The organism is Pseudomonas sp. nanlin1 (genome assembly GCF_045571515.1).
In the GTDB taxonomy this organism is placed as follows: domain Bacteria; phylum Pseudomonadota; class Gammaproteobacteria; order Pseudomonadales; family Pseudomonadaceae; genus Aquipseudomonas.
Genome location: NZ_CP124218.1, coordinates 3,299,056 through 3,324,226, shown reverse-complemented (window position 1 = coordinate 3,324,226; position 25,171 = coordinate 3,299,056). Strand labels below are relative to the sequence as shown.

At 63.3% G+C, this 25,171-nt stretch carries 24 protein-coding genes; 17 read left to right on the top strand and 7 right to left on the bottom strand.

Translation table 11 applies throughout. From position 1 onward, the window contains the following. Window positions 1-36 precede the first annotated feature (36 nt). The 9 genes from QCL65_RS15335 (at window position 37) to argE (ending at window position 10,717) form a co-directional block, all read left to right on the top strand. Complete coding sequence (locus tag QCL65_RS15335; protein WP_407310062.1) at window positions 37-1,311, top strand: NAD(P)/FAD-dependent oxidoreductase; 1,275 nt, start codon at window positions 37-39, stop codon at window positions 1,309-1,311. An 81-nt stretch (window positions 1,312-1,392) separates the two neighbouring features. Beyond that, a complete protein-coding gene (locus QCL65_RS15330) occupies window positions 1,393-3,036 on the top strand; it encodes an ABC transporter substrate-binding protein (protein WP_407310060.1) in 1,644 nt (547 codons plus the stop codon). A gap of 30 nt (window positions 3,037-3,066) precedes the next feature. Continuing rightward, on the top strand, window positions 3,067-4,023 hold the full coding sequence (locus QCL65_RS15325; protein ID WP_407310057.1) for an ABC transporter permease: 957 nt from the start codon (window positions 3,067-3,069) through the stop codon (window positions 4,021-4,023). Between the two features lie 41 nt (window positions 4,024-4,064). Continuing rightward, the gene (locus QCL65_RS15320; protein ID WP_407316872.1) at window positions 4,065-4,901 is read left to right on the top strand and encodes an ABC transporter permease; all 837 of its coding nucleotides are present in this window, start codon (window positions 4,065-4,067) and stop codon (window positions 4,899-4,901) included. Continuing rightward, window positions 4,902-6,746, top strand: coding sequence for an ABC transporter ATP-binding protein (locus QCL65_RS15315; RefSeq protein ID WP_407310055.1), 1,845 nt, complete (start codon window positions 4,902-4,904; stop codon window positions 6,744-6,746). It abuts the gene before it with no gap. After that, the gene (locus QCL65_RS15310; RefSeq protein WP_407310053.1) at window positions 6,743-7,051 is read left to right on the top strand and encodes a (2Fe-2S)-binding protein; all 309 of its coding nucleotides are present in this window, start codon (window positions 6,743-6,745) and stop codon (window positions 7,049-7,051) included. The genes QCL65_RS15315 and QCL65_RS15310 overlap by 4 nt, the downstream gene beginning before the upstream one ends. Continuing rightward, window positions 7,033-8,409, top strand: coding sequence for an FAD-dependent oxidoreductase (locus tag QCL65_RS15305; RefSeq protein ID WP_407310051.1), 1,377 nt, complete (start codon window positions 7,033-7,035; stop codon window positions 8,407-8,409). The genes QCL65_RS15310 and QCL65_RS15305 overlap by 19 nt, the downstream gene beginning before the upstream one ends. After that, entirely contained in the window at window positions 8,406-9,560 is a 1,155-nt protein-coding gene (locus QCL65_RS15300; protein WP_407310049.1) for an NAD(P)/FAD-dependent oxidoreductase, read from the top strand. The genes QCL65_RS15305 and QCL65_RS15300 overlap by 4 nt, the downstream gene beginning before the upstream one ends. Beyond that, window positions 9,557-10,717 carry an acetylornithine deacetylase gene (gene argE, locus QCL65_RS15295; protein ID WP_407310047.1) on the top strand — a complete coding sequence of 387 codons (1,161 nt, stop codon included), beginning with the start codon at window positions 9,557-9,559 and terminating at the stop codon, window positions 10,715-10,717. The genes QCL65_RS15300 and argE overlap by 4 nt, the downstream gene beginning before the upstream one ends. Window positions 10,718-10,889: 172 nt before the next feature. On the opposite strand, the gene QCL65_RS15290 is transcribed toward argE, so the two are convergent. Next, on the bottom strand, window positions 10,890-11,603 hold the full coding sequence (locus QCL65_RS15290; protein ID WP_407310045.1) for a cupin domain-containing protein: 714 nt from the start codon (window positions 11,601-11,603) through the stop codon (window positions 10,890-10,892). A 284-nt stretch (window positions 11,604-11,887) separates the two neighbouring features. Here QCL65_RS15290 and QCL65_RS15285 point away from each other — a divergent pair, with 284 nt between their 5' ends. The 3 genes from QCL65_RS15285 (at window position 11,888) to QCL65_RS15275 (ending at window position 14,271) form a co-directional block, all read left to right on the top strand. Continuing rightward, the gene (locus QCL65_RS15285; protein WP_407310043.1) at window positions 11,888-12,742 is read left to right on the top strand and encodes a transporter substrate-binding domain-containing protein; all 855 of its coding nucleotides are present in this window, start codon (window positions 11,888-11,890) and stop codon (window positions 12,740-12,742) included. Window positions 12,743-12,810: 68 nt separating this feature from the next. Beyond that, on the top strand, window positions 12,811-13,533 hold the full coding sequence (locus QCL65_RS15280; protein WP_407310041.1) for an ABC transporter permease: 723 nt from the start codon (window positions 12,811-12,813) through the stop codon (window positions 13,531-13,533). 12 nt (window positions 13,534-13,545) lie between these two features. After that, window positions 13,546-14,271 (top strand): ABC transporter permease, encoded by a 726-nt coding sequence (locus QCL65_RS15275; protein WP_407310039.1) that lies wholly within the window; start codon window positions 13,546-13,548, stop codon window positions 14,269-14,271. Here QCL65_RS15275 and QCL65_RS15270 read toward each other — a convergent pair. Genes QCL65_RS15270 through QCL65_RS15255 form a run of 4 tightly spaced genes read right to left on the bottom strand, consistent with a single transcriptional unit; the run spans window position 14,246 to window position 18,886 of the window. Continuing rightward, the gene (locus QCL65_RS15270; RefSeq protein WP_407310037.1) at window positions 14,246-14,704 is read right to left on the bottom strand and encodes a response regulator; all 459 of its coding nucleotides are present in this window, start codon (window positions 14,702-14,704) and stop codon (window positions 14,246-14,248) included. The two genes, QCL65_RS15275 and QCL65_RS15270, sit on opposite strands and share 26 nt — an antisense overlap. After that, complete coding sequence (locus QCL65_RS15265; RefSeq protein WP_407310035.1) at window positions 14,701-17,043, bottom strand: ATP-binding protein; 2,343 nt, start codon at window positions 17,041-17,043, stop codon at window positions 14,701-14,703. The genes QCL65_RS15270 and QCL65_RS15265 overlap by 4 nt, the downstream gene beginning before the upstream one ends. Further along, a complete protein-coding gene (locus QCL65_RS15260) occupies window positions 17,040-17,705 on the bottom strand; it encodes a response regulator (protein ID WP_407310033.1) in 666 nt (221 codons plus the stop codon). The genes QCL65_RS15265 and QCL65_RS15260 overlap by 4 nt, the downstream gene beginning before the upstream one ends. Beyond that, entirely contained in the window at window positions 17,702-18,886 is a 1,185-nt protein-coding gene (locus QCL65_RS15255) for a sensor histidine kinase (RefSeq protein WP_407310031.1), read from the bottom strand. The genes QCL65_RS15260 and QCL65_RS15255 overlap by 4 nt, the downstream gene beginning before the upstream one ends. 168 nt (window positions 18,887-19,054) lie before the next feature. On the opposite strand from QCL65_RS15255, the gene QCL65_RS15250 reads away from it, so the two are divergent. Continuing rightward, complete coding sequence (locus QCL65_RS15250) at window positions 19,055-19,582, top strand: SgcJ/EcaC family oxidoreductase (RefSeq protein ID WP_407310029.1); 528 nt, start codon at window positions 19,055-19,057, stop codon at window positions 19,580-19,582. Between the two features lie 48 nt (window positions 19,583-19,630). Here the strand turns inward: QCL65_RS15250 and QCL65_RS15245 are convergent, their stop codons facing one another. Further along, a complete protein-coding gene (locus QCL65_RS15245; RefSeq protein WP_407310026.1) occupies window positions 19,631-20,692 on the bottom strand; it encodes an SDR family oxidoreductase in 1,062 nt (353 codons plus the stop codon). A gap of 110 nt (window positions 20,693-20,802) precedes the next feature. Continuing rightward, window positions 20,803-21,366 (bottom strand): DUF1003 domain-containing protein, encoded by a 564-nt coding sequence (locus tag QCL65_RS15240; protein ID WP_407310024.1) that lies wholly within the window; start codon window positions 21,364-21,366, stop codon window positions 20,803-20,805. A gap of 165 nt (window positions 21,367-21,531) precedes the next feature. Here QCL65_RS15240 and QCL65_RS15235 point away from each other — a divergent pair, with 165 nt between their 5' ends. From QCL65_RS15235 to QCL65_RS15220, 4 genes are all read left to right on the top strand, one after another. After that, complete coding sequence (locus tag QCL65_RS15235; RefSeq protein WP_407310022.1) at window positions 21,532-22,383, top strand: urea carboxylase-associated family protein; 852 nt, start codon at window positions 21,532-21,534, stop codon at window positions 22,381-22,383. A 102-nt stretch (window positions 22,384-22,485) separates the two neighbouring features. Continuing rightward, the gene (locus tag QCL65_RS15230) at window positions 22,486-23,370 is read left to right on the top strand and encodes a TauD/TfdA dioxygenase family protein (protein WP_407310020.1); all 885 of its coding nucleotides are present in this window, start codon (window positions 22,486-22,488) and stop codon (window positions 23,368-23,370) included. 13 nt (window positions 23,371-23,383) lie between these two features. After that, a complete protein-coding gene (locus QCL65_RS15225) occupies window positions 23,384-24,247 on the top strand; it encodes an ABC transporter ATP-binding protein (protein WP_407310018.1) in 864 nt (287 codons plus the stop codon). A 21-nt stretch (window positions 24,248-24,268) separates the two neighbouring features. Further along, window positions 24,269-25,135 (top strand): ABC transporter permease, encoded by an 867-nt coding sequence (locus QCL65_RS15220; RefSeq protein ID WP_407310016.1) that lies wholly within the window; start codon window positions 24,269-24,271, stop codon window positions 25,133-25,135. Window positions 25,136-25,171 lie beyond the last annotated feature (36 nt).

Here is a 25,171-nt window from a genome sequence, read left to right as displayed (position 1 = left end):
GGCCAGGTGCCGAATCGTTTTGGCTGGGAGAACGAAATGGGCAGTGAATCCTACTGGCTCGACACCGCACCGGCTTTTAACGCAGGTCAGCCCGGCCCGGTCGCAGGCCAGGTCGATGTTGCCGTGGTGGGCGGTGGATTTACCGGCCTGGCGGCGGCGCGGGCGTTGGCCATGCGCGGCGCACGGGTGGCGGTGCTGGAGGCCGGCCGAGTGATCGGTGAAGCGTCTGGGCGCAACGGCGGCCAATGCAATACCGGGGTCGCCCACGACTACGCGGCGTTGTCGGCCAAGCTGGGTGCCGAGCAGGCCCGCGCGTTCTACCGTGCCTATGAAAGCGCCGTGGAAAGCGTCGCAGCGATCGTCCACAGCGAAGCGCTGGACTGCGATTTCAGCCGCAATGGCAAGCTCAAACTGGCCGCCAAGCCTCAGCACTACGAAGGCTTGGCGCGCACCTATGAATTGTTGCGCCGCGAGGTCGACCCGAACGTCGAGCTGCTCGATGCCACTCAGGTGCGCGGTGAGATCGGCTGCGAGACCTTTCACGGCGGCCTGTTGCAGCGCAATGGCGTGCAAATGCACGTGGGCAAGTTTGGCGTCGGCCTGGCTGAGGCCGCTGCCCGCAAAGGCGCTCTGATCTACGAAAATGCTGCAGTGCATAGCTGGCAATCCCAGGCGGGCCGCTACCAGGTCAAAACCGCCCGGGGCACGTTAGAGGCCAAGCAAATACTGCTGGCCTCGGGGGCCTCCCAGGTGGGGGAGCTTAACTGGTACCGCAGGCGCATGGCCCCAGTGGGCAGCTTTATCATCGTCACCGAGGTGCTGCCGGCCGAACTGTTGGCCAAGCTGCTACCGCAGCAGCGCTCTTATGTGACCAGCCGCATCATCGGCAATTATTTCCGCGTGACCCCCGACCAGCGCCTGTTGTTTGGTGGCCGCGCCCGCTTTGCCATGTCCGACCAGCGCTCCGACGCCAAGAGCGGGCGCATTTTGCAAGCGGCCATGGTGCAGATGTTCCCGCAGTTGGCCGACGTGCGCGTCGACTACTGTTGGGGCGGGCTGGTGGACATGACCGCCGACCGCTTGCCCCGGGCCGGCCAGCATGACGGTATTTATCACTCCATGGGCTACAGCGGCCATGGTGTGCAGATGTCGGTGCATATGGGCCAGGTCATGGCCGATGTGCTCGATGGCAAGCCCCAGGCCAACCCTTGGCGGGAGCTGGAGTGGCCAGCGATTCCGGGGCATTTCGGCAAGCCTTGGTTCCTCCCGATAGTCGGTGCGTACTATCGGCTGCAGGATCATTTGCACTAGTTGTACCGGCGTTCGCTTCAAGCATGCCCAGGGCTAACCCTGGGCCCTTCGTGAAACCCGATTATCGACAGGACGAAAAACATGACAGACAAAAAGGTCGAGTCTCAACTGGTCAGCGGCCAGGACAGCATGCGTATTTTCGAAGGCTTGAACCAGGGTATGTCGCGCCGGGATGCCTTGCGCATGCTCGGCCTCGCTGGGGTCATGGCCAGCGGTGTCGGTGGCTTGCTCGGCAGCGCCGGCAGCGCCTTTGCGGCAGACAGTACCAGCACCGCCGCCACGGTGGGCAAACGCGGTGGCAAGATCCGCGTCGCCGGTATGTCGTCATCCACGGCCGATACCTTGGACCCGGCCAAGGGCGCGCTGTCGACCGACTATGTGCGCCACTACATGTTTTACAACGGCTTGACCCGCTTTGATTCGCACTTGGTGCCGCAGCTGGAATTGGCCGAGAAGATCGACAACACCGACGCCACCGTCTGGACCATCACCCTGCGCAGCGGCGTGACCTTCCATAACGGTAAATCCCTGGATGCCGAGGACGTGGTGTTCTCCCTGAATCGCCACAAAGATCCGGCCACGGGTTCCAAAGTCATGCAACTGGTGGCGCAGCTCGAAGAAATCAAAGCCGTCGGCCCCCTCCAGGTGCAGATCAAACTGAGCGCACCGAACGCTGAATTGCCGTCGATCCTGGCCGTCTCGCACCTGTTGATCGTGCCGAAAGACACCACCGATTTCAGCAAAGGGATCGGCACCGGGCCGTTCACCGTCAAAGAATTCCGCCCCGGCGTGCGCTCGGTGGCCGAGCGCAACCCCAACTACTTCAAACCCGGCCTGCCGTACCTGGATGAGATCGAATTTATTGCCATTGCAGACGAGCCGTCGCGGGTCAACGCGCTGCTCTCCGGCGATGTGCACATGATCAACGAGGTCAACCCGCGCTCCACCGGGCGCATCGGCGCCAGTGGCAAACACCGCGTGGTCGATGCACCTTCGGGCAACTACACCGATGTGATCATGCGCCAGGACCAGATGCCCACCAGCAGCCCGGAATTCACCCAGGCCATGAAGTACCTGCTCGATCGTGAGCAGATCAAATCGGCAGTGTTCCGTGGGTTCGCCGTGGTGGGCAATGACCAACCGATCGCGCCGGGTTCGCGTTACTTCAATGCGGACCTGCCGCAGACCCAGTTCGACCCGGAAAAAGCCCGCTTCCTCCTGAAAAAAGCCGGCCTCAGCGACGTGCGTTTACCCATGGTGGTGTCGCCAGCCGCCACTGGCTCGGTGGACATGGCGGTACTCTTCCAGCAGTCGGCCAAACAGGCCGGGCTTAACCTCACGGTGAACCGCGTGCCGTCCGATGGTTACTGGTCGAACCACTGGATGAAACACCCGATCAGCTTCGGCAACATCAACCCACGGCCCAACGCCGACATCATTTTTTCGCAGTTTTTCCAGTCCTCCGCGCCCTGGAACGAATCGGCCTGGAAGAACGACCAATTCGACCAGTTGCTGTTGCTGGCCCGTGGCGAAACCGACGATGCCAAGCGCGCCAAGATGTACGGCGACATGCAAACCCTGGTGCACGATCATTGCGGCATCGGCATACCGGTGTTCATCAGCAATATCGACGGCGTCGACAAACGCATCCAGGGCTATGTCAGTAACCCCCTGGGCGGCTTCATGGGCTACATGTTCGCGGAACAGGTCTGGCTGGACGCTTGATCGAACGGCTCGGCTTGCAGGAGGAACCCCATGCATAACCCCATGTTCTGGCTGATAACCCGCCGCCTCGGCGCCGCGCTGTTGACCTTGTTGATCGTGTCGATGGTGGTCTATGCGATCACCGCCGTATTGCCCGGCGACGCCGCGCAGCAGGCGCTAGGGCAGTTCGCCACGCCTGAACAGGTGGCGGCCTTGCGCACGCAATTGGGCCTCGACCAGCCGGGGGTGGTGCGCTACCTGCACTGGCTCAAAGGCATGCTCTCGGGCGACCTGGGGCAATCGGTGTCCAATGCCATGCCGGTCACCGAACTGATGGCCGGGCGCTTGCCTGGCACGCTGATGCTGGCGGGCGTCACGGCGCTGGTCTCGGTGCCGATTGCCTTGACCCTGGGTATCGTCTCGGCGATGCGCCGGGGCGGGCGCCTGGACAGCGTGCTGAGTTTTTGCACCCTGACCCTGGTGGCGGTCCCGGAATTTCTGGTGGCGACCTTGGCCGTACTGGTGTTTGCCGTGAACCTGGGTTGGCTGTCGGCGCTGTCCTACGCCAGCGATGTCAGCTCACCGCTACAGTTCCTCAGGGCCTATGCCATGCCGGTGTTGACCCTGTGCTGCGTAATCGTGGCGCAGATGGCGCGCATGACCCGCGCGGCGGTGATCGACCAGTTGGACAGCCCCTACGTAGAGATGGCCCGGCTCAAGGGCGTCGGCCCGGTGCGCATCGTCTTGCGCCACGCGCTGCCCAATGCGCTTGGGCCCATCGTCAATGCGGTGGCCTTGAGCCTGTCCTACCTGCTCGGCGGCGTGGTGATCGTCGAGACCATTTTCAATTACCCTGGGATCGCCAGCCTAATGGTGGACGCCGTGACCAACCGTGACCTGGCACTGGTGCAAGCCTGCACCATGCTGTTCTGCGCCTGCTACCTGGCGCTGGTGTTGGTCGCCGACATCTGCGCGATCCTTTCCAACCCGAGGCTGAGACAGCGATGAACAAAGTCCTAGGCAAAGGCTCAGCGGTGACCGCTCTTCCCATGGCCCAGGCGCCACGGCGCAAACGGCGGGTCCCGCTACTGGGTGCCATAGGTGCGGTGGTCTGTCTGTTTTGGCTGTTGGTGGCCGTATTCGGTGGCTGGCTGGCCCCGCATAACATCGGTGAGGTGGTGTCCGATAACGTGTTCGACAGCCTCAGTGCAATGTACCCCCTGGGCACCGATTACCTGGGCCGCGACATGCTCAGCCGGATCCTCGTGGGGGCGCGCTATACCGTGGGCCTGGCGTTGATCGCGGCGGTGCTGGCCAGTGGTATTGGCACTTCATTCGCTTTGCTGGCAGTGGTCTCGCCGCGCTGGCTGGAGGGCGTGATCAGCCGAGTCATGGATGCTTTGATTTCGATTCCGAGCAAGATGCTTGCGCTGGTGATGGTCTCGGCGTTTGGGTCGTCGGTGCCTTTGCTGATCGCCACGGCAGTGCTCAGCTATTGCCCTGGTTCGTTTCGCATCGCGCGCAGCCTGGCTGCCAATATCGAGGCCCTGGAGTATGTTCAGGTCGCCCGCACCCGTGGCGAGCCACGCTGGTATGTGGCTTGCGTGGAAATATTGCCCAATATGCTTAACCCGGTCTTGACCGACCTGGGCCTGCGCTTCGGTTTTATCGTGTTGTTGCTCAGCGGTATGAGCTTCCTCGGCCTGGGGGTGCAACCACCGGATGCCGACCTCGGTTCCCTGGTGCGGGAAAACATCGGCGGCCTCAGCCAAGGTGCGCCGGCTCTGGTGGCGCCGGCTTTGGCCATCGGCTCGTTGACGGTGGCGATCAACCTGTTGATCGACAGCATCTCTTCGCGCCGCCACCGCCGCTCGGGAGGGCAGTGAATGAGTTACCTCATCGAAGTCAAAGACCTGCGCGTTACGGCCCACGGCGACGCCGGGGAGGTGGATATCGTCAAAGGGGTGAGCTTTAACCTGGAGCGCGGCGAAGTGTTGGCGCTGATCGGCGAGTCCGGTTCTGGCAAAACTACCATCGCCTTGTCGCTGCTCGGTTATGCCCGGCGCGGCTGCCGCATTGCCGGGGGCCAGGTGCGGGTGGGCGATGTCGACCTGCTTGGCCTGGACGAAGCTGAATTGGCGAAACTGCGCGGCAACCGCGTGTCCTACATTGCGCAAAGCGCGGCGGCGGCATTTAACCCGGCTCACCGCTTGATGGACCAGGTGCTCGAAGGCGCACTGATTCACGGCCTGGGCTCGCGCAAAGAGCTGGAAGCCAAGGCTATCGGGCTGTTCCGCGACTTGGCATTGCCCGACCCGGAACATATCGGCGAACGCTTCGCCCACCAAGTCTCCGGTGGTCAATTGCAACGCATCATGGCAGCGATGGCGCTGATCAGCGACCCGCTGCTGGTGGTGCTCGACGAGCCCACCACGGCGCTGGATGTGACCACCCAAATCGAGGTGCTGCACGCCTTCAAGCGGGTCGTGCGTGAGCGCGGCGCGACCGCCGTGTACGTCAGCCATGACCTCGCGGTCGTCGCGCAAATGGCCGACCAGATCGTGGTGCTGCAGGGCGGCGAGATCGTCGAAGACAACCCCACCAGCCGGCTGTTGAGCACCCCCGACCATGCTTACACCCGCAGTTTGCTGGAGGCGGCGCGACCCGAGGCGAAGATTCGGATTGACGCTGTGGCCCGTGCGGAGGCGCCGCTGTTGAGCATCCGCAACCTGGTGGCCGGTTATGGGCCCAAGGGGCTTAACGGCTTGCCGCTGATTCGGGTGCTGGAAGACATCGACTTGAACGTCTATCGCGGCCAGGCGGTGGGTATCATCGGCGAATCGGGGTCCGGCAAATCGACCCTGGCACGGGTGGTGGCCGGCCTGCTGGCGCCGGCCCAGGGGGACTTGTCGTTTGCCGGCCAGAAGTTGTCCGGCGACCTGGCCGGGCGCAGCCAGGACCAGTTTCGGCGCATTCAGATGGTTTTCCAAAACGCCGACACCGCGCTCAACCCGGTGCACAGCGTGGCCAATATCATCGGTCGGCCTTTGCGCGCTTACCATGGCCTCAAAGGGCAGGCCCAGCGCAACCGCATCAACGAACTGCTCGATCTGGTCAAGCTGCCGCGTACCCTGGCCGAACGTAACCCCGGCGAGCTGTCCGGGGGGCAAAAACAGCGGGTTAATCTGGCGCGTGCGTTGGCAGCCAAACCGGACCTGATCCTCTGTGACGAAGTCACTTCAGCGCTGGATACCGTGGTCGGTGCGGCGATCCTGGAGTTGCTCGCCGAACTGCGCCGTGAGCTGAAAGTGTCTTACCTGTTCATCAGCCATGACATTTCCACGGTGCGCGCGTTGTGCGACGACGTGGCGGTGATGTACAGCGGCCATATGGTCGAGAACGGCAGCCGTACGGCCCTGGCTCAAGCGCCGTTCCACCCCTATACCAACCTGCTGGTCAACTCTGTGCCGGAACTGCGCCAGGGTTGGCTGGAAGACAGCGCCAGCATCGCCAGATTGCCGCCGATCAGCGCGCCGAGGGTGGCCGACAAACGCGCCCTGTGCACCTTCCTCAACCGCTGCCCACTGCGCGTGGAAGGCCTGTGCAACCAGGTGCCACCCACGCGCCGGGCGATCGCCGGGGGCAGCGAGATCCTCTGCCATCTGGACAGCGCTCAGTTGGCCGCGCAGCAACCCGTAACGCCTTTGTCTAGCCATGGAGCCTACGCATGAGCCCCCGATTCGTTCGCCTGGGCGAACGCCGGCGGCCTACCGTGACCCTGCAGGTCGATGGCCAAGCCATCGAGGCCTTGCAGGGCGACACCTTGATGGTCGCTTTGTTGACCCAGGGTGACAGCCTGCGCGGTTCGGAGTTTGACCCGGGCCGGCGTGCGGGTTTCTGCCTGATGGGCGCCTGCCAGGACTGTTGGGTCTGGACCCGCGCCGGCGAGCGCCTACGGGCCTGCTCCCAGGAAGTTCGCGCCGGGCTGGATATCCTCACCACGCAACCGGAGGCGACATGGCCACTCCACGGGTAACCATCGTCGGCGCCGGGCCGGCGGGTATTCGCTGCGCCGAGACCTTGCTGGCAGCCGGGATTCGCCCGACGTTGCTGGACGAAGGGCGGCGCGATGGCGGGCAGATCTATCGGCGTCAGCCCGAAGGTTTCCAGCGTGATTACGCCCAGTTGTACGGCACCGAGGCGGCCAAGGCCTTGGCCTTGCACCAGCGCTTCGACCAACTGCGTGACCAGCTCGACTATCGCCCCGAAACCCTGGTGTGGAACCTGGCCGGGCAACAGCTCAACTGCATCCGCCAAGGCCAGCACAGCACCCAGGATTACGATGCCCTGGTGCTGTGCACGGGGGCGACTGACCGTTTGCTGCCGGTCAAGGGTTGGCAACTGGCAGGCACCTACAGCATGGGTGGGGCGCAGATCGCGCTCAAGGCGCAGGCCGTTTCCATTGGCGCCAACGTGGTGTTCATGGGTACCGGGCCGCTGCTTTACCTGGTCGCGAGCCAATACCACAAAGCCGGGGCCAAGGTGGCGGCGGTCCTGGACACCGCAGCCTTTTCCCAGCGCCTGCTGGCCACCCCTAAACTGCTCGCGCGGCCTGGGGTGCTGGCCACGGGGATGGGCCTGCTGGCGGGCCTGTACAAGGCCGGCATTGCCGTGCACATGGGCGTGCAGCCGCTGGAAATCCTGGGTGACCAGGCCACTGGCGTCAGCGCCGTGCGCGTGCGCCTGGGCAACGGTCGCGAGCTGCAAGTGAGCTGCGACGCGGTGGCCCTGGGTTACCACCTGCGCCCGGAAACCCAGTTGGCGGACCTGGCCGGCTGTGCGTTCGCCTTCGATCCGGTGTCCAGCCAGTGGCTGCTGGACACCGATGATGACGGCCGCACCTCGCTGCACGATGTCTACGCCGCCGGTGACGGTGCGCGTATCCGCGGTGCCGATGCAGCCGAAGCGGCCGGGTGCCTGGTGGCCATGGCGCTGCTGCAGGACCTCGGCTTACGCGTCGACCCGGCGCAGCAGCAGGCGCAACGCCAGTTGCTGGCGAAAATGGACAGCTTCCGCTTGGGCCTGAGCCAGGCTTTTCCCTGGCCTGCCCAGCACGCTGCGGCGCTGCCGGACGAGACCATCGTCTGCCGCTGCGAGATGATCAGCGCGGGTGAGTTGCGCAGTGTGGTCAACCAAAAGGGCGCCTGCGAGGTTAACCGCGCCAAGGCTTTCAGCCGGGTCGGCATGGGCCGCTGTCAGGGCCGTTATTGCGCCCAGGCCGCCGCGCAGATTATCGCCGCCCAGGCTGGGGTGGCCGTGGAGGCAGTCGGTCGCCAGCGCGGCCAGGCCCCGGTCAAACCCCTGACTATGCATTGGCAGGAGGTACAGCCATGAGTGTCGAACAAGCCGATGTGGTGATTGTCGGTGGCGGCTTCATGGGCGCCGCCTCGGCGTTCTTTCTGCGCCAGCGCGGGCGCTCGGTGATCTTGCTCGAACGTGACCAGATCGGCCAATACGCCAGTGGTGTGAACTTCGGCAATGTGCGCCGGCAAGGCCGCCACCTGGGCCAACTCGAGCTGGCCAACCGTTCCCGTGAGCTCTGGGGGCGCCTGCCGGAGCTGATCGACGACGACCTGGAATTTCTCCCCAGCGGCCATATGCGCGTGTGCTATGACGCGGCCCACGTGGCTGAGCTAGAAGCCTATGCGCAAGCGCCCGAGGCCCGGGAACTGGACCTGCAAGTGTTGGTTGGCGAGGCCCTGCACGCACGTTTCCCGTTCCTGGGTCCAGAAGTGCAGGCGGGCTCTTACGCGCCCCATGACGGCCACGCCAACCCACGCCTGGCTGCCCCGGCGTTCGCCCGTGCAGCGGCGCGGGCCGGCGCCAAGGTCTACGAGAGGACCGAAGTGCGCGAGGTGCAGAAAAACGCCGGCGACTTCCATATCGATTGCGTCGATGGCCGCCGTTTCCAGGCGCCCAACCTGCTCATTACCGCCGGGGCGTGGGCCGACAAGCTGTCCGCGCAGTTCGGTGAGCCGGTGCCCCTGGATACCCATGGGCCACAGATGTCTGTGACGGAGCCGGTGCCCTATGCGCTGAAAACGGTGCTCGGCGTGTTCACCAAGATTCCCGAAGAGGTCATCTACTTTCGCCAGATCGCCCGCGGCAATATCGTGATCGGCGGCGGCCTTCGCAGCAAACCCGACATGCTCAAGCGCCGGGCCCACGTCGAGCCGCACAGTGTTCTTAACCATATTCAACAGATGCACCGCTTGCTCCCGGGCATTGGCGCGTTGAACATTATCCGGGTGTGGAGCGGTATCGAGAGCTACCTGCCCGATTCGTTGCCGATTATTGGCCCCAGCAGCCAGGTAGACGGTTTGTACTATGCTTTTGGTTTTTCCGGGGCCGGGTTTCAACTCGGCCCAGGGGTTGGCGACGTGATGGCGGAGCTGATCAGCACAGGCAGCACGACCACGCGAATCGCCGATTTCGACATCAAACGTTTTGCCACTTCCCACCCTTTGCGCAGCCAGGCCTCATGACCACCATCAGCCGCAGTCTCGAGATTCTCAAACGCCTGATTGGCTTCGATACCACTTCCAAGTATTCCAACCTGGAGCTTATCGGCTACGTGCAGCAGCTGCTCGAAGGGCAGGGCATCGAGTCGACGCTGGTGTTCGATGACAGCGGCAAAAAAGCCAACCTGTTCGCCAGCGTTGGCCCCAAGGACGTGCCAGGGGTGTTGCTCTCGGGCCACACCGATGTGGTGCCGGTGGCGGGCCAGGCCTGGACGGTGGAGCCTTTCGCCGCCAGTGTCAGCGACGGTAAGCTGTACGGGCGTGGCAGCTGCGACATGAAAGGCTTTATCGCGGTGGCCATCGACGCCATGCTCAGTGCTGCGCAGTTGCCGTTACAGCGGCCCTTGCAGTTGGCGCTGTCTTACGATGAAGAAATCGGCTGCGTTGGCGTGCGGCGTTTGCTCGACGTGCTACACCTGGCGCCCCAGCGGCCATTTTTGTGCCTGGTGGGCGAGCCGACGATGATGCAGTTTGCCCTCGGCCACAAAGGCAAGGCCGCCTACAAAGTGCATTGCCACGGCCAAGAGGCGCACTCGTCGCTGGCGCCCCTGGCGGCCAATGCCATTCATTTGGCCAGCGACGTCATCAGTGCCTTGCGTCAGGTGCAGCAAGGCCTGCTCAGCCATGGTTCGCGCGACGACGCCTATGACATCCCTTACAGCACCGTTCACGTCGGCCGCATCGACGGCGGCAAGGCCCTGAACATTGTGCCGAACCTGTGCGTGCTGGACTTCGAGATCCGCCACCTGCCAGCCGATGATCCCCAGCAATTGCTCGACCAGTTGCAAGCCCAGGCCCAGGCCATCGCCCGCCAAGCGCAGAAGGTTTCGGGCGGTGCCGCGATCGAGATCGAGACCATCAATACCTACCCCGGGCTCGACACCTCACCGACCGTCGAAGCGGTACGCTTGCTGGGCGCCTTCGCGGCGCCGGGTACGGCGCAACTGAAGGTCGCTTATGGCACCGAAGGCGGGCTCTTCGCGCAGCGCTTGAACGTGCCCGTGGTGGTGTGCGGCCCGGGTTCCATCGAACAGGCGCACAAACCCGACGAGTACGTTGAACTCAGCCAATTGCAGGCCTGTGAACGCTTTCTAGAGGGGTTGGTTGGCTCATTGCGGTGATGGGTGGGGTTTTGGGCCAGAAAAGATCGGGGCCGAGGCCCCTCCCACGAATGTCGCTGATCGGTAGGAGTGGGCCGGGCGGCGCTCCGCTTGCCCCCGATCTTCTGCTCTTGCAGACACCAATGATCTGGTGGCGTGGTTGAAGATCGACAGATCGGGGCCGAGGCCCCTCCTACGTGACTGTGTAGATCTTGCGCACGTACACCGTGCTGGTCCAGGCCGCGAAGGCACCCTTGGCGACGAATACGGTATCGCCACGGCACACCCGCGTGACCTGGCCCTGGTCATCGGTTAGCGCAACCTCGCCCTCGATCAGGTGCATCAGTTCATTGAGTTTGTGCGCCCGGCCGTGACGTTGGTAGGGGGTGGAGTCCCAGACACCCACCTTAAGCTCTCCAGCGGCCTCGATAAACAGGTTATTGGCCCGGCATTGAGGCGCTGGGCCGATCAGAATGGCCGCTTCGGGGGCAGCCGACGGCGCCAGCGGCACATAGCGTTCGATGGCTTGCAGCCCTGGCTGGGCAGCGCCCTGGGGCCGGGTGACGCTGTGGAACGCCAGGCGGCTGTCGGGTTGCAGGTCCAGCGCCAGGTCACTGCCCGAGCCGATCACCACGCCCATACCGGGCAGCAGCTCAAGCTGCCCGCTGTCACTGCGCAAGCTGGCGCTACCACTGTGCAAGACCCAGGTTTCAATGAACGGGAAGGCTTTAACCGTCATGGCCCCGGCGCCTTCGATTAGCCCCACCACGTTGCCGTGCTCATCTTCCCAGGCGACCTGACGAAACTCAGCGAACGGGTCGGCGGGGGCGGCGGGTTGGCGCTGCAAAGGCGTAGCGACGGGATGCCCGTCGGCGCGGGCAAGTAACATGATGGCGGGGGCAGGCATGGGTATAAAGTCCTCGAATAGGCTGGGGTTGCGACCTTGTATCCCATCAATCGCTAGGGCTGACAAGGGCGCGAACGACATTCGGCAGGTTCGCTGCGCCACGCCGTCCGCCACCCTATTTTCGGCTCTTTTGCCCGCCGGCCTTGGCAGCAAATGCTAGCCTCTGCGACGCGCTTGGAGAGGTTTTGCCACGGCTTTTAGAACTCATGGGGCAGCGGTGGGTCTTTTTTGGGGGCGGTCGGTTGACCCGTCGCACTCCATCAATGAAATCAGGCGGGAAAACAATGAAACTGAAGACTACGGCATGGCTGGGTTCGCTGGCCCTGGGTGCGTGCGTTATGGCCGGCGCCAGTGCTGTCCAGGCCAAAGAGTGGAGTGAGGTCAATATCGCCACCGAGGGCACCTATGAGCCGTGGAACCTGACCCTCCCGGGCGGCAAGCTCGGCGGTTTCGAGCCTGAGTTGATGGAGATTTTGTGCAAACGCATGGCCCTCAAATGCAATATCGCCGTGCAGAACTGGGACGGCATGATCGCCAGCCTCAATGCGGGCAAGTTCGACGTGCTGATGGACGCGATTGTGATCACCGAAGAGCGTAAAAAGGTCATGGCGTTCTCGCTGCCGTACGCGCGCACCCCGGCCAGTTTCCTCGCCCTGGACGCCAAGCTGCTGCCCGGTACCCCTGGCGCTGCAGCGGCCCTGACCCTGGACCACGACAGCAAAGCCACCAGCGCCGCCATGGCCGAGGTGCGCAAAGCCCTGCAAGGCAAGACCATCGGTATCGCCTCAGGCACGGTTTACACGCCGTTTATCGACGAGCAGTTCAGAGACGTTGCCAGCGTGCGCGAGTACGGCTCTTCAGCCGAGGCGATCCTCGACTTGCAGGCCGGCCGGATCGATGTGGTGTTTGACGATGTAACCTTCCTCAATTCAATGATGAGCAAGCCCGAGAACAAAGATTTGGCCTACACAGGCCCGGAAATCAAAGGGCCGATCTGGGGCGAGGGCGAGGCCTTGGCGTTCCGCCATCGCGACCCTGAACTCAAGGCCAAATTCGACGCGGCCCTCAAAGACGCCCTGGCCGACGGCACGGTGAAGACCTTGAGCGAGAAATGGTTCAAGGTCGACCTCGCGCCTTGATCTCCCACGCGTTGGCCGCCAGCCTGGCCCTGGTGCCGGGCTGCTGTACACCGAAAAGAGGCTGATGGATGAACTTGCTGCAACTGCTAAGCCTGGGCGACACCGGCTGGGGTATGGCGCTGCTCAAAGCCATGGCGATGACGGTGGCGCTGACCCTCTGTGCGCTGCTGCTGGGCGCGCTCTTTGGTAGCTTGATCGCCGCGGCCAAACTGGCCCGTCGGCGCCTGTGGCGAGTCGTTGGCGAGGCTTACTCGGTGCTGTTTCGCGGCATTCCCGAACTGTTGGTGATTTACCTGTTTTACTTTGGCGGGGCCAGCCTGGTCTCGGCTATCGGCCACTGGTTCGGCGCCGAGGGCTACATCGACGTACCGCCGTTTCTGGTCGGGGCGTTGGCCGTTGGGCTGATTTCCGGTGCCTACCAGGCCGAGGTCTACCGTGGCGCTTACCTGTCGGTAGCCAAGGGCGAGCTGGAAGCGGCGCTGGCCATGGGTATGTCGTGGTCGTTGCGACTGCGCCGGGTGCTGGTGCCGCAAGTGCTGCGCTACGCCTTACCGGGGCTGGGCAATGTGTGCCAGATGAGCCTCAAGGACTCGGCCCTGATTTCGGTGATCGGCCTGGTGGAATTGATGCGCGCCAGCCAGGTGGCGGCGGGTTCGACGCGGCAGTATTTCACCTTCTACTTGATCGGTGGGGCGGGCTATCTGCTCCTCACCGGGCTGTCGGGCCGCCTGTTCAACCTGGCCGAGGCTCGCGTGCAACGCACCCGGCAGCGCAGCCCTGGGCAGTCTTGAGGTGACCCTTCGATGATCGATTTGGCTTTTCTCGGCGACACGTTACTCAAATTACTCGCAGCACTGCCAACCACCCTGGGGCTGTTTTTCAGTTCTCTGGCCTTGGGCTTGTTGTTATCGTGCGCGGTGGTCAGCCTGCGGGTCAGCCGTTGGTGGTTCCTCAGCTATCCCGCGCGCGGCTATATCCTGCTGTTTCGCGGGACGCCGCTGCTGATTCAGATGTTCCTGATCTACTACGGGCTGGGGCAGTTTCCGGCGGTGCGTGAGAGTTTCGCCTGGACCGTGCTTAAGTCGCCCTATGGCTGCGCTGTCATCTCCCTGGCGTTGTGCACGGCGGGCTACACCGCCGAGATCATTCGCGGCGGGCTGTTGGCGGTGCCGCCAGGGCAGGTCGAGGCGGCGCGGGCCATGGGCATGTCGCCGTGGACCTTGCTTTACCGGATCATCGCGCCGATCACCCTGCGCCAGGCGTTGCCGGCGTATTCCACCGAAGCGGTGTTGCTGGTCAAGTCCACCGCGCTGGCCAGTCTGGTCACGGTGTGGGACGTCACCGGGGTCGCCCAGCAGATCATCCAGCGCAGCTACCGCACCATGGAAGTGTTTATGTGCGCGGCGCTGATCTACCTGGTGCTGAATTTTCTGGTGGTGCGTGGGCTGGCCTGGCTGGAGTACCGCCTTAACCCGCATTTGCGCGACCGCGCCGAAGGCGACGTCATTGGGCCGCTCTCCCAGGCTTGATCAGCTCGATGTCGGTGGCCGGTATGAGCGTACGCAGTGTTTTGTAGAGGGCGCGAGTTTCCAGCAGGTTCCACACCCGCAGCATGGTCTCCAGGGCGTCCAGGGGTTTGCTGATGAAGTCTCGCGCACCCAGGGCCAGGGCGCGCAGGCGCGTTTCGCGGGTGGCGTCGGCAGTCAGTACCAGCACCGGCAGGTAATCGTTGGCCGGGATCCGCCGGTTCAACTGTTCGAGCACGGCAAAGCCGTCGAACTCGGGCATGTGCAGGTCGAGAATGACCAAATCCGGCTCGAAGCTGTTGAACAGCTCCAGGGTGCGCAGCGGCTGGGTGCTGCTGAGGACATCGTGCAGGCCTTCGCGGGCCAGAAGCTGCTCCATCAACTCGAGGTTGGTGCGCTGGTCGTCGACGATCAGGATACGAAAGTCTCGGTTCATGATGGCTCCTGCAGGTGACGGTCCAGGTGGGCCAGGAACGCCGGAATACGAATAGGGCGGGTCAATACATCAGTGGCGCCTGCGGCGCATAGGCGCTGGCGGGTGGCATCGCTGCCGTCGGTACTGAACATCAGCACCGGCACCTCGGCGGTCCCTGGGTAACTGCGCAGCCGCTGCAGGACGTCGACCCCAGCGAGGTCCGGCAAGTCGGCATCGAGCAGAATCAACTGTGGCCGATGCTGGCGCGCCAAGTCCAGGCCCATTTGCCCTTGCATGCTTGACAGCAGTTCGATGCCCGGCCGGCGCTGCAATACCGTTTCGATCAAGGCCAGGCTGGCCAGGTTGTCTTCGATGCACAACAGCCGTGCATGATACTTGACCGCCGGCGCTGGCAGGCTTGGCCGTGGCTCGAACGGCAGAGCCTCGGCGCCGTCGTGCTGCTCGCTGGTCACCGCCACGAAAGGCAGTTCCAGGGTAAAGCAGCAGCCCTGGCCGGGCTGGCTAAGGACCGTTAGCTGGCCGTCCATGGCTTGCATCAGGCTTTTGCTCAAGGCCAGGCCCAGGCCGGTGCCTTCCACCCGCGGGTCGGCGTCCAGCCGTTCGAACGGGCGGAACAAGCGGTCGAGGCGGTCCAGGGCGATGCCTGGGCCGGTGTCACGGACCGCCACCGCCACCCGTTCGGCGCGCACGCTCACCTCGATCCGCACTTCACCGCCTGGCTTGTTGTACTTGATGGCGTTGGACAACAGGTTGAGCAAGACCTGGATCAGGCGCTGGCGATCGGCACGTACGCCGCACTGGGGCGCCAGCGGCGGCACCGGCAGCAAGCGGATGTGGGCTTCGCTGGCCATGGGCGAGACCAGGGTCAGGGCTTCGTTCAAGGCGCCCCACAGGGCGATGTCGTGCAAGCTCAGCGGCAGCCGCCCGGCTTCGATCCGGCTAATATCCAGCACCTCGTTGATCAGCGTCAGCAAGTGCTGGCCGGCACCGAGTATGTGTTTGACCTGGGGCCGCTGGCCGGCGGGCGATTCCATCTCCAGCAATTGGGCGAAGCCCAGGATCGCATTGAGCGGGGTGCGCAACTCGTGGCTCATGCGTGAGAGGAACTCACTTTTGGCCCGGCTGGCGCGTTCGGCTTCTTCACGGGCATTGCCCAGCGCGATTTCCGCGGCGCGGCGGTCGGTGATGTCGCGGGTGATTTTAGAAAAACCGCGCAGGGTGCCATTTTGGTCATATTGCGCGGTGATCACCACGCTGGCCCAGAAGCGCGAAGCGTCTTTGCGCTGGCGCCAGCCTTCCTCCATGTAATGGCCGGTGTCTATCGCCTGGCGTAAGGCGAACTCAGGATGCTGCGGGCACTCTTGCGGCAGGTAGAACAGCGAGAAGTGCTGGCCGAGGATCTCTTGTTCGGTGTAGCCCTTGATGCGCTCGGCCCCGGCATTCCAGGTGGTGACATAGCCGTCGGCGTCCAGGGCGAAGATACCGTAGTCCTTCACGCCTTCGATGATCAGGCGCAGGCGTTCTTCGTTATCGCGCAGGGCACGCTCGCGTTCGGCCAGCAGTTGCCCGGCTTCCACCAGGCGGGTGCCCAATTGGCCCACCTCATCGCTTTCTGGCGGCTGCGGCAGTAACGGTTGGCCCAGGGCCAAACGCTCGGCGTTGCGTTGCACCCGCTGCACCCGCACCACAATGCCTCTGAACAGCAACAGGACCGCGCCAATGGCACCGAACAGGCCGCAGCCAGCGGCTAGCAGGGTTGCCAGTAGCAGGCGTTGGCGGGTGTCGGCGGCCGCCGCCGTGCGCTCGGCGAGCAGCGCGTCTTCGCGGATGCGCATGCTGCTGATCAGGCCGCGTAGTTCGTCGAGCACACGCTTGTTGTCGATCAAAATGGCGGTGACTTCAGCGCTGTTGTCGGCCAGCCCCGCGTGCAACTGGGCCAGCCCTTCGAGCTTGGTTTGGATCAGCGGGGTGATTCGTTGCAGGTAGGCGCGCATTTGTTCATCACGAACATTTGTGTCCAGGCGGTGCAGGGCCAAATGAATCTGCTCGTCGGCCCGCAGGTAGGCGGGCAAGAAGTCCTCGCGGCGGGTCAACAGATAACCGCGTACGCCGGCCACTGCTTCGGCCAGGAGGGTGTGCACGGCCTGGATATCGCCTTGTACCAGCAGCACCCGGCGTACGTCTTCTTCGGCGCGGGTGGTCTGGCGTTCGGCGAGGAAGATCAGCACCAGGGAGGAGAGCAAGACCACCAGGGGCAGGGAAATCGCCAGCAGCGCTTTGCCGCGCAGGGACAACTCGGACCAGCGGCTGCCGCGCCACCCTGGCGTGTGCGGGGTCACCAGTGCGTGGCCGGCTGGGCAATGATGCCAATGGCGATCCCGCGCACGGCGGCCTGGGTGCGGTCGGCTGCCCCGAGTTTGCCAATCACCCGCTCCACGTGGGCCTTGACGGTGCCTGTGGCGATGCCGAGTTTTTCCCCGATCTCGCGGTTACTGAAGCCCCCGGCGACCAGGCCCAATACCTGCCGTTCGCGCTCGGTGAGGACTTCCTGGGCGATGCCACCGCTGGCGCTGCGCTCGGCGATACGGCGCAGCAAGCGTGCGCTGACCGCGCTATTCAAGGCTTCTTCCCCGGCGACCACCCGCCGCAGGGCATCGAGCATTTCCTCGCGGCTGGCGTCTTTGAGCAGGTAACCCACGGCGCCCGCAGCGATCGCGGCCTCCAAGTGGTCGGGGCTGTCGTCCATGGTAAACATCACCACTTTTACCTGGGGCAACTTCTGTTGCAGCAGGCGCGCGGCCCCCAACCCATTGAGCAGCGGCATGCGGATGTCGAGAATGGCGATATCGGGAAGTAGCTGTTCGCACAGCTCCAGGGCCTGCTGGCCATCAGCGGCCTGGCCCACCACGGTGAATTCGGGGTGCCCAGCCAGCAACGAGACAAACCCTTCGCGGGTGACTTCATGGTCGTCGGCCAGCACCAGCCTGATCGGTGTGTTCATGATTTGTCCTGCCCTTCGCTCATGGGTACGGTGGCACGAATTTCCGTGCCTTTGCCAGGTTCACTGACGCACACCAGGCGCCCCCCCAGCAGGTTGGCGCGTTCGCACATGGCCGCCAGGCCAAGGCTGTGACCGCGTTCGCTGGCGGCCTGTTTGCGCATGTCAAAACCCACGCCGTCGTCGCGCACCAGCAGGCACGCCTGGCCTTCGTGTAGCGCCAGGCCGAAGCTGACGCGGCAGGGCCCGGCATGCTTGAGAATATTATTGATGCATTCCTGGGCAATGCGAAACAGCGCGATCTCGACGTTGTCCGGCAAGCGTGTGCTCAGCCTTGCGCTCCAGCGCACAGGGCAACCGGCTTCGCGCAGGCGGTCGGCTTCTTTGTCGATGGCTTGCAGCAGGCCGAAGTCATCCAGCACAGAAGGGCGCAAGCCTTTGATCACCTGGCGGCCTTCACCGACGCAGCGTTGGGCCAAGCCCAGGATGGTCTGCAGCTCAACCGACAATTGCGCCGGCAGAGCCGGGCAACGGCCTGCGAAGCCTTGCAGCCGTTGATGCAGGCCGGCCAGAGTCTGTGCCAGGCCATCGTGCAAGTCGTAGGCGACGCGCTTGCGCTCATCTTCCTGCGCGGTGAACAGCCGATGGACCAGCTCGGACATGATCCGCTCGCGCTCGCTCAAGGCGGCCAGCAGGCGGTTGTTCTCCAAGTGCGCCGCCAGCAGGGTGGCCAGCAGTTGCAGCGACTCCAGGTCTTCGGCGTCTGGCGCGGCGATAGCGACGCTGTTGCCCAGCAGCAGGGCGCCGAAGGGTTTGCCATCGGCCGCCAGCAGGGGCACCCGCAGGACACTGGGGAGTGCGGCAGGTGCCTGGCTCAGCCACTCGCTGCCTGGCTGGTCGAGGCCTTGCAGGCCCATGAGGGGTTCCAGGCGTTCCGGGCTGCCGTGCCGGGCGCTGGGCTGAGGCGTCTGGGTGGCGCTCCATTCCATGAGCACGCCATGGTCCATGGCCACGAAACCACAGGCCCGCTGCAAGACCTTCTGGCGCATGGCGGCTGGCGGTAACTGGGTGAGTTCCTGGCCGGTGTCGACTAATAAGCGCAAGCGCGCCGCACGGCTTTCCCACTGACGGTACTGCGAACGCAGGGCCAGGGCACTGGAGGGGTCAAGCGGCGGGTTGTGCATGGGAAACTCCAGCTAAGGGCGACGCGTGGCTCAATGACAGCATTGAACCCGGTCCACGCTGGCCTGCCTATCTGCCAAATGGCATAGGCCTTGAGGACCAACTGGCCGATGGCCCAGGTTGGCAGGCTGGGCAAAATGAGCGCCATCAAGCCACTGAGGTACTCAAGCATGCAACTGAACAAAACCCGCGCCACCGCCCTGATGTTCGCTTTGATCGCGCCGTTGAGCATCGCTCCACTGAGCCATGCTGACGAGCCATTGGGCCGTGTGTATACCACAATCGCCGAGCAGCCGGTAAGCGCCAAGGACCGGGAAGTGGCTGATTTGTTCGACCGCTGGAACGCGGCACTGAAGACTGGCGATTCGCAAAAGGTGGCGGCGCTGTATGCACCGGACGCGATCTTGCAGCCCACTGTGTCGAATGAGGTGCGCACCACGCCTGAGTCGATCAGCGATTACTTCGACCATTTCCTGGCCAATAAACCGGTTGGGCAAATCAACTATCGGCTCATCCGCCATATGGGCGCCGATTCGGCCATGGACAGCGGCGTCTACACCTTCAACCTGACGGCCGCCGATGGCTCCACCCGTAGGGTCCAGGCGCGTTATTCGTTCATTTATGAGCGGGTCAATGGTGAGTGGAAGATCATCAACCACCATTCTTCGGCGATGCCGCAAGTGCATGCCGCGCTGTAAAGGTTTGCCTGGCGATGGCGGCGGATTGCCCGCCGCCATGTTGTGCGCCTATGGGATCAGGCGATCTTTACGCAACTGTTCGAACACTTTGAAAAACGCTTGGTCGCTGGCCTGGTAGTCGAGAAAGCCCAACGCGCGGCTCTTCGACAGGTCCGTGACCACCTCAATGGGGCGGCCCAGGTCGGCGTCGGTGTGCCAAGGCGAGACTAAGCGGTCGATCTCAGGTTCGGCCAAGCCATGCTCCTGGGCGATCTTCTGCCAGGTTGCAGCGTCACCGGCCATTTGTTGTTCCAACGGCGAGACTTGGCTAGGGAAGGGCGCGGCCTCTAGGCCAAACCACTCGGCAATCCGGCTCCACATCCATTTCCAGCGGAACACGTCACCGTTGGTGATGTTGAACGCTTGATTGGCGGCTGCCGGGGTGTCGGTGGCCCACAGTAGTTGGCGGGCGACCATGCGCGCATCGGTCATGTCGGTGAGGCTGTCCCACTGCACCTGCGAGCCGGGAAACACGAACGGCCGGCCGGTGGCTTTACACACCGAGGCATAGACGGCCAGGGTGGTGGCCATGTTCATTGCATTGCCAACGGCCACGCCAGTGATGGTATGGGGGCGGTGCACGCTCCAGGTGAAACCGTCGCGCTCGGCGGCGCTGAACACTTCATCTTCCTGGGCGTAATAGAAGTTCTCGACGTCTAGACGGCCTTGCTCTTCACGGAACGGCGTGGCTGGCATGTGCCCTTTGCCGTAGGCCTCGAACGGGCCCAGGTAGTGCTTAAGCCCGGTCACCAAGCCCACATGCTTGACGCTGCCTGCCGGGCGGACAGCGTCGAGCAGGTTGCGCACCATGGCGGCGTTGACCCGAATGTTCTCTGCTTCGGTAGCCTGGCGTGCCCAGGTGGTGAAATAGACTGCGGTCGGCTTTAAGCCTTGCAGAGCCTGCTGTAACGATGCCGGGTCGTGCAGGTCAGCGGCGACGGCAGTCACGCCAGGCGTCTGCGTTGGTTTACGCGACAGCCCAGCGACAGGGCGTTGTTGGGCCTTGAGTTCAGCGACGGTGGCACTGCCAATGATACCGCTGGCGCCAACCACTAATGCGAGATCGCTCATACTTCGGACTCCCTTGAGACAGGTGAAAAGTAACTGCTTGGGTAGTCTGACAGGCGCAGAACCGATTTAGCTCAATTGGGATGTGCGCCCTATGGCTCTCGCGGCTGAATTCAGGGTGCCGGCGCGGGTGGTTTAGCCTCGGCGGACAAGGCCTGGCCCGACTCAAGGCGAAGCATGATGCGGTCCAGGCGCTCGATGATGGCGCTGTCGATTTTTTCATGCAGGCGCATGATTTCCAGCTCGGCGCGCAGGTTCACTTCGAAGTCCAGGCTGGCGGCCAGGCGGTCTTTCGCCGATTGGCGGTTCTGGCTCATCATGATCACCGGCGCCTGGATCGCGGCCACCGTGGACAGCATCAGGTTGAGGAAAATGTACGGGTAGGGGTCGAAGACTAGCCCGAAGTGGTTGAGCACATCGGAATTGAGCAGCATCCACACCAGCAGGATCACCGTGAAGGTGATGATAAACGCCCACGAGCCGCCTACCGCTGCGACCCGGTCGGACAGCCGCTCACCAAACGAGGAGGCTTCGTCCGAGGCATCCGCCGCGTCGCGGCTAGTGGGCCGGCGCCCCATGATCTGCTCCAGTACGTGGGTTTCTTCGGGTTCCAATGCACTGGCGCGCTTACCGAGGAAGCGTTTGGCGAGGGGGTCGAGCGGGTGCTTTTCAGACATGGGGCGTTCTCGATGGCCGGCAGTGAGGTAGCCGCCAGTTTATCAGGCCGCCGAGGCCAGATTGTGCAATCTGCATGACAGATTCGCGGGGTTACAACGGCTGCGCTATGGGTTAAAACAGCTACTCAGGCAGATGTTTACCTTCCTAACCCAAAGGTGCACCCCATGTACAAGGATTACCCTGCGGCCTATCAGGTCAGCAAAGGCTCAGCCCTACAAGTGGATACGGCCTTCTATGAGCGTATTCGCCAACGGCAAGAGGCGCGCCAATTGGTCGAGCAGTTCGAAGTGCCTATCCGCACCGGGCGCGCCTGGCACGTAAAGGCCGGTCAGGTGTTTCGTGTGACCACCCCGGTTGGGCCGCAGGTGGGTGACTTCAACGTATGGAATGCCGACGACCCCCGTGAGCGCTTATGGGCCGCGCGAACCCGGCAGTTGCAAGGGGCCCACGTGAGCACCCACGACCGGCTCTGGTCGAACCTGCCGTTTCTGCGGCCACTGGTGACCATCACCGACGATAGCCTGGCGGCCTATGGCACCGACGAACATGGCGGGCGTTTGCACGATCTGCTCGGCACCCGCTGCGATCCTTACGTCAACAAGATGCTCACGGGCGAAGACTTCCACCATCACTGCCACTCCAACCTCACCCGTGCTGTATTGCCCCACGGCTTGACCGAGTTCGATGTGCATGACGTGTTGAACATTTTTCAATGCACGGGCCTGAACCATGACGACCTGTACTTTATGAAGGCCTGCCCGGCGCAGCAGGGCGACTACCTGGAGTTTTTCGCCGAAATCGACCTGCTGTGCGCACTGTCGACCTGCCCGGGCGGCGACCTGTCCCTGCCCATGTGGGGGCCAGAGGCGCAAGACCCGCTGAGCGTATGTCGGCCTCTGGGCGTGGAAATCTATGACCTCGATGCGGCTCTGTTAACTGGCTGGAGTTCGCCGAAGCGAGCCGCCTACCAAGGGCGGCATGGGTTGAAGATCGAGCCGGCAGCCTGGGAGAGGTAACAATTATTTGTTGTATGCTTATTCTATAAAGGTATTTATTTAACTCCTCTTATATCTATAAAGTTGGGCTTATGCCGTATTAACCGTGAGCCGGAGCCCAACATGCCCGCATTGTCTTTAGTCGCACCCGCTGCCCAGGATTTCGAGGTACGCCCGCTGGCGGGTGCCGTCGGTGCTGAAATCATCGGCCTGGACCTGTCCCAGCCACTCAACGAGGCGGATTTCGCCCGCGTCCATCGCGCCCACCTGGATTACCACGTGGTGGTGTTCCGCGACCAGCGCATCACGCCGCAACAGCAGATCGACTTCAGCCGCCGGTTCGGCGTGCTGCAAATCCATGTGCTCAAGCAATTTCTCCTGGCCGGGCACCCGGAAATTCTGATCGTCTCCAACATCGTCGAAAACGGTCAGCCGGTAGGGCTTGGCGACGCGGGCAAGTATTGGCACTCCGACCTGTCGTACAAAGAATTGCCCAGCCTGGGCTCGATGCTGCATGCCCAGGAGCTGCCCAGTGAGGGCGGCGACACCCTGTTCGCCGACCTGCACAAGGCCTGGGACACGCTGCCGACTGAGTTGCGTGAAGCGGTGCGCGGGCGTTCGGCAGTGCATTCCTACACCGCGCGCTACAGCGAGGGCAAAAACGCCGCCAACTGGCGCCCGAAACTGACCGATGAACAATTGGCTCAGGTGGTCACGGTCACCCATCCGGTGGTCCGTACCCACCCAGAGAATGGCCGCCAAGCGCTGTTCGTCAGTGAAGGCTTCACCACCCACATCGTGGGGCTGCCCGCTGACGAGAGCCGTGACCTGCTCGACCAACTGTACGCCCACAGCGTGCGCCCGGAACACGTCTACCGCCATCAATGGCAGGCCCGTGACTTGGTGTTCTGGGACAACCGCTCGCTGATCCACCTGGCCGCCGGCTGCCCGGACCACCTGCGGCGCAAGCTGTACCGCACCACCATTCAGGGCGATGCACCCTTTTGATCAGGAGTGACCGATGAACGCTGCACTGCAAGGCCACACGGCCAGCACTTCTGAAACCACGGCTACCCCTGAGGTATTGCTCCAGGTCAAGGACGTGAGCCTGGAATACCGCACCCCGGAGCGGGTGGTGCGGGCCACTCACCAGGTGAGTTTCGAAGTAGACCAAGGCGACCGCTTCGTGCTGCTGGGCCCTTCGGGCTGCGGCAAGTCGACCCTGCTCAAGGCCGTGGCCGGGTTTATCCGCCCCAGCGAAGGCGAGATTCGCCTGGGTGGCACGCGCATCGACCAACCCGGCCCGGACCGCATCGTGGTGTTCCAAGAATTCGACCAACTGCCGGCCTGGAAAACCGTGCTGCAGAACGTCATGTTCCCGTTGCTCGCTTCCCGCACGCTAAAACGCCCAGAGGCTGAAAAGCGTGCCCGTTATTACCTGGAGAAGGTCGGCCTGAGCGCCTTTGCCGATGCCTACCCGCATACCTTGTCCGGCGGCATGAAGGCCCGCGTGGCGATTGCCCGGGCCCTGGCCATGCAGCCCAAGATCCTCTTGATGGACGAGCCGTTCGCCGCCCTCGACGCCCTGACCCGGCGCAAGATGCAGGAAGAGCTGCTGCAACTGTGGGAGGAGGTGCGCTTCACCTTGCTGTTTGTCACCCACTCCATCGAAGAAGCGCTGGTGGTCGGTAACCGCATCCTCTTGCTGTCGCCCCACCCAGGGCGCGTGCGCGCCGAGATCAACAGCCATGCCTACGGCTTGCAGAGCCTGGGCGGCGCGGACTTTCAGGCCAGTGCCCGGCGTATCCACCGGCTGCTGTTCGACGAAGGCGAAGAGGGCACCGAGCCCGAGCTGGACTTTCAGCACCTGCGCCTCGCCTACTGACCTCGAACCGAGTATTTGTCCATGAGTTTGAACCCGAATCTGCGCCAGGAATATGAAGTACAGCTGGAGCCTTTCACGGCGTCCGACCTGGCCCGGCACATCCCCCTTGCGCAACGTATCTGGCAACAGGGCTGGGTGCGCAAGGGCGTTATCCTGCTGGCCCTCGCGTTAGTCTGGGAATTGGCGGCGCGCTGGCAAGACAACGACCTGCTGCTGCCCAGCTTCTTGCAAACGGCCCAGGCGTTTTTCGACGGCATTGCCAGTGGCGAGCTGCTAAGCAAGGTGTGGATCTCCCTGACGGTGCTGATCAAAGGCTATTTGATCGGTATTTTCCTGGCGTTTGGCCTAACTACCCTGGCGGTTTCGACCCAACTGGGGCGTGACCTGCTGGGCACGCTTACGGCGATGTTCAACCCGCTGCCGGCGATCGCCTTGTTGCCGCTGTCGCTGCTGTGGTTCGGCCTGGGCGAGAACAGCCTGATTTTCGTTTTGGTGCATTCGGTGCTCTGGGCCCTGGCGCTGAACACCTACGCCGGCTTTATGGGCGTGTCTGACACCCAGCGCATGGCGGGGCGCAATTACGGCCTGCGCGGCCTGCGTTTTGTCTGGTACATCCTGATCCCGGCGGCGCTGCCGTCGATTCTCGCCGGTTTGAAAATCGGCTGGGCGTTTGCCTGGCGCACCCTGATCGCCGCTGAGCTGGTGTTCGGTGCATCCTCCGGTAAAGGCGGGCTGGGCTGGTACATCTTTCAAAACCGCAACGAGCTGTACACCGACAAAGTGTTCGCCGGCTTGGCCGCCGTGATTCTCATCGGCCTGCTGGTGGAAAACCTGCTGTTCGCCACGTTCGAGCGCCTGACGGTCAAGCGCTGGGGCATGCAGCGCTGAATGCAGCCAGACCTTTCTATCCCTTGATTGAGAACC

Coding starts and splice junctions, on each gene's coding strand:
- QCL65_RS15335 (WP_407310062.1), top strand. CDS start 37: ATGGGCAGTGAATCCTACTGGCTCGACACCGCACCGGCTTTTAACGCA.
- QCL65_RS15330 (WP_407310060.1), top strand. CDS start 1,393: ATGACAGACAAAAAGGTCGAGTCTCAACTGGTCAGCGGCCAGGACAGC.
- QCL65_RS15325 (WP_407310057.1), top strand. CDS start 3,067: ATGCATAACCCCATGTTCTGGCTGATAACCCGCCGCCTCGGCGCCGCG.
- QCL65_RS15320 (WP_407316872.1), top strand. CDS start 4,065: ATGGCCCAGGCGCCACGGCGCAAACGGCGGGTCCCGCTACTGGGTGCC.
- QCL65_RS15315 (WP_407310055.1), top strand. CDS start 4,902: ATGAGTTACCTCATCGAAGTCAAAGACCTGCGCGTTACGGCCCACGGC.
- QCL65_RS15310 (WP_407310053.1), top strand. CDS start 6,743: ATGAGCCCCCGATTCGTTCGCCTGGGCGAACGCCGGCGGCCTACCGTG.
- QCL65_RS15305 (WP_407310051.1), top strand. CDS start 7,033: ATGGCCACTCCACGGGTAACCATCGTCGGCGCCGGGCCGGCGGGTATT.
- QCL65_RS15300 (WP_407310049.1), top strand. CDS start 8,406: ATGAGTGTCGAACAAGCCGATGTGGTGATTGTCGGTGGCGGCTTCATG.
- argE (WP_407310047.1), top strand. CDS start 9,557: ATGACCACCATCAGCCGCAGTCTCGAGATTCTCAAACGCCTGATTGGC.
- QCL65_RS15290 (WP_407310045.1), bottom strand. CDS start 11,603: ATGCCTGCCCCCGCCATCATGTTACTTGCCCGCGCCGACGGGCATCCC.
- QCL65_RS15285 (WP_407310043.1), top strand. CDS start 11,888: ATGAAACTGAAGACTACGGCATGGCTGGGTTCGCTGGCCCTGGGTGCG.
- QCL65_RS15280 (WP_407310041.1), top strand. CDS start 12,811: ATGAACTTGCTGCAACTGCTAAGCCTGGGCGACACCGGCTGGGGTATG.
- QCL65_RS15275 (WP_407310039.1), top strand. CDS start 13,546: ATGATCGATTTGGCTTTTCTCGGCGACACGTTACTCAAATTACTCGCA.
- QCL65_RS15270 (WP_407310037.1), bottom strand. CDS start 14,704: ATGAACCGAGACTTTCGTATCCTGATCGTCGACGACCAGCGCACCAAC.
- QCL65_RS15260 (WP_407310033.1), bottom strand. CDS start 17,705: ATGAACACACCGATCAGGCTGGTGCTGGCCGACGACCATGAAGTCACC.
- QCL65_RS15255 (WP_407310031.1), bottom strand. CDS start 18,886: ATGCACAACCCGCCGCTTGACCCCTCCAGTGCCCTGGCCCTGCGTTCG.
- QCL65_RS15250 (WP_407310029.1), top strand. CDS start 19,055: ATGCAACTGAACAAAACCCGCGCCACCGCCCTGATGTTCGCTTTGATC.
- QCL65_RS15245 (WP_407310026.1), bottom strand. CDS start 20,692: ATGAGCGATCTCGCATTAGTGGTTGGCGCCAGCGGTATCATTGGCAGT.
- QCL65_RS15240 (WP_407310024.1), bottom strand. CDS start 21,366: ATGTCTGAAAAGCACCCGCTCGACCCCCTCGCCAAACGCTTCCTCGGT.
- QCL65_RS15235 (WP_407310022.1), top strand. CDS start 21,532: ATGTACAAGGATTACCCTGCGGCCTATCAGGTCAGCAAAGGCTCAGCC.
- QCL65_RS15230 (WP_407310020.1), top strand. CDS start 22,486: ATGCCCGCATTGTCTTTAGTCGCACCCGCTGCCCAGGATTTCGAGGTA.
- QCL65_RS15225 (WP_407310018.1), top strand. CDS start 23,384: ATGAACGCTGCACTGCAAGGCCACACGGCCAGCACTTCTGAAACCACG.
- QCL65_RS15220 (WP_407310016.1), top strand. CDS start 24,269: ATGAGTTTGAACCCGAATCTGCGCCAGGAATATGAAGTACAGCTGGAG.